Source organism: Microbulbifer okhotskensis (assembly GCF_023895975.1).
Taxonomy (GTDB): domain Bacteria; phylum Pseudomonadota; class Gammaproteobacteria; order Pseudomonadales; family Cellvibrionaceae; genus Microbulbifer; species Microbulbifer okhotskensis.
The window spans coordinates 1-1,786 of sequence record NZ_JALBWM010000266.1 but is presented as its reverse complement, the minus strand read 5'-3'; the positions used below and the strand labels follow the sequence as shown (position 1 = coordinate 1,786).

The following is a 1,786-nucleotide window of genomic DNA, read 5'->3' as shown; positions in this document are numbered from 1 at the left end:
CAGCGCTACCGAGCGCACCCCATCAGAAAAGTTCGCGCTGTTCAGTGCCCAGGTCAGCTGCACGGAAGCTCGCAAGCTGCCGTAATTGTAAGTAACCAAGGCGGGCGTGCCGCCCGCATTGGTTCCTGCGGGGTAGCCAGACACATCGCCTATCTCGCCGGCGTAGGCATAGCTATAGGCGCCGTTATTCCCTGGAAAATCAAAATCCCAGGCACCGGGCGCTGCCGTATTGGCCCGGCAGGCGCGGGCGGTATAGTTGTAATCCACTCCATCAATCGTAATGGTGCCGGTAAAGTCGCCCAGATTCGGGTAAATCCGCAGCTCATAGGTGACATCCAGATATTCATCATCCAGCACGGTGATGCTGCTGGGGTTGCCGTCGGCATCCTGAATCAGGGCGCGGGAAAACAAGGCTCCACTGGGGTTGCTGTCCCAGCCCATGCCCACCTCAGATAGATTGCCTGCGGCCACCCCCTGATTAAAACGATTCACTTTTTGTGTCGACAGGTACCAGGGATCGATACTGGCTTGCGCGCTGCGGGTATCGGACTGGAGGACACTGTGAACGGCAATAAAATTATCCATGTCTGTGTCGGTTTGCGCCGGCGCGCTGCTACCGCTGCCCACGTAGCAAAAATAGGCGCTTGAGGCGGGGGAACGATCCCCCAACCGGTTTAATCCCAGATCCGTGATTAAATTTTCAAATTCGGCGCGACGGCTGCGACTGCCGGGAATTTCTCGCAAGCCATCCTCGGTTTTTTCGGCGCGGTAGGTTTCCAGTGTGTAAAAGCCGCGCACGCGGTTGCATAGGTTCATCCGGTTAACTCTCCTGTAATACTCACAAACTCAGAGGTGATGGATTCTGCGGTGTGGTCGTTGTAGATAATCAGCGCCGCCTGCAGCGCGCCGGAAACCCCGATAAACGTCGATTCAATCGCTTCCGGGGCGTAATGGTTATAACTTCCGAGAACCGTGCGCAGCTCACCGGACACCCCAACAAAATCGGAGCCGATGGTTTCCGGGGCGTATTGGTCGTAGCTTCCCAGAATGGTGCGCAGCTCGCCGGATAGCTGCACCAGTTGGCTGCTGATCCCGTCACTGATCGATGCCCCAGGGGCCGGGCGCACGTCAGCAAATTCTGAACCGAGGGCATCCACCGCTTCCAGCGCATAGGGCCGGCTCGTCACCACCCGCCCCTCTTGCCGCTCCACTTCAAACGCATATTGCGGAATCGCACCACCGGTGCTGGTAAGGTTTTCGTTATCGATCACTAAGTAACAGGTGCCGCGATGGGCGGGCACGTTGTCGATACCAAAGGCGGCCTGCATCACGGCGCTGGGCATTTGCTCCCAGTCGCCGAGAAAAAACTCGGCCAACTGTAAAAATGCGCGGTTATTAATTAGTTGAGTGGCATCGCTGCTATCGCGGTGGTAGACCAATTCATTGTTTCGCCAGACGCGGCGAATACCGGTGATGGGCCCTTCGCAAATGCGGATGGCATAGGTGCGATATATTTCTTCGTTGACAACGGTGGTGGAGCCGCCGCCCTTGCCGCTTTTCTGCTTTTCTTTTTTCTTAACAATTTTCGGTTCAGTGGTGGCGATAATATTGCCCACCACCGGCAGTACCCGCCCGAAAATAATCTGCCGTGGCACTCCGGCCTTGGAGGTCTGTATCTGGATATCGTCAAAGGTGCGGCCCTGAATAGTGGTGGAGCCAAAAATCAAACTGCCCATGGCGAATACACCTCCACCAATAAGCGCCGCCAGCGCTCATCTAACACATG

2 protein-coding genes are annotated in these 1,786 nt (G+C 56.3%); both read right to left on the bottom strand.

The genetic code is table 11. The annotated features are described in order from the left end of the window. The coding region (locus MO867_RS21915) for a hypothetical protein (RefSeq protein ID WP_252473113.1) at positions 1-816 on the bottom strand (816 nt) is incomplete at its 3' end. Next, on the bottom strand, positions 813-1,736 hold the full coding sequence (locus MO867_RS21910; RefSeq protein WP_252473110.1) for a hypothetical protein: 924 nt from the start codon (positions 1,734-1,736) through the stop codon (positions 813-815). The genes MO867_RS21915 and MO867_RS21910, both read right to left, overlap by 4 nt. Positions 1,737-1,786: the final 50 nt, after the last annotated feature.

Excerpts from the sequence above, each read along its gene's own strand:
- MO867_RS21910 (WP_252473110.1), bottom strand. The coding sequence starts at position 1,736 with ATGGGCAGTTTGATTTTTGGCTCCACCACTATTCAGGGCCGCACCTTT.